This window comes from Bradyrhizobium algeriense (assembly GCF_003062295.1).
Classification (GTDB): Bacteria; Pseudomonadota; Alphaproteobacteria; order Rhizobiales; family Xanthobacteraceae; genus Bradyrhizobium; species Bradyrhizobium algeriense.
Window position 1 is genome coordinate 1 of the sequence record NZ_PYCN01000196.1, and the last position, 611, is coordinate 611.

The 611-nt window shown below is 55.0% G+C and carries 1 protein-coding gene; it reads left to right on the forward strand.

Annotated elements, in window-relative coordinates:
- The first annotated feature begins 221 nt into the window (after positions 1-221).
- On the forward strand, positions 222-485 hold the full coding sequence (locus tag C7G61_RS43080) for a DUF6894 family protein (protein WP_108523442.1): 264 nt from the start codon (positions 222-224) through the stop codon (positions 483-485).
- The last annotated feature ends 126 nt before the right edge of the window (positions 486-611 follow it).

A 611-nucleotide genomic window follows, 5' to 3' on the forward strand; every position in this document is an offset into this window, starting at 1 on the left:
CAAGACCTAATCCCATTCCTCTTCGAGCGCACATAGTTCTGTTAGAACGATTATGGGTTTCTATTCAGTAATCATCGGATGCTGCGTACATATGTCCTTATGCGCTAAGCTGGGTTTATTGCTCTGAACGACCGATAGTAGTTTTATTGCTGGCTTGAATATTTCGGGCGTCGGTGACTGAGAGATCCGTGTGCTCCCGCCTGTTGGCAGAGGAGCATCCCATGCCTCGCTATTTCTTCCATACCTTCAACGGGTCCGCCCATCCCGATACCGAGGGAACCGAGCTCCCCGGGCTCGAGGCGGCGCGTGAGGAAGCCGTCCAGACCGCCGGTGAGATCATTCGTGGTCAGAGCATAAAATCGTGGAAGGGTTCCGATTGGCACATGGAGGTCACCGATGCCGCCGGACAGGCCTTGTTCAGGCTTCGCTTCTCCCTGGAGGAGTTGAGTGGCGAGACCCATAATTTTGCAGGACCTCCCCTATGAAGTCGCATAACGTGTCTTCGACCGTATGCTGCCAAGAATTCCTGTCGGATTCCCACGCGAAGGAGCGCGCCATGGCCCCGTCATCCAAATCCAAGAATGCCGCCGAGGCGGGAAACTAAGCCGAAG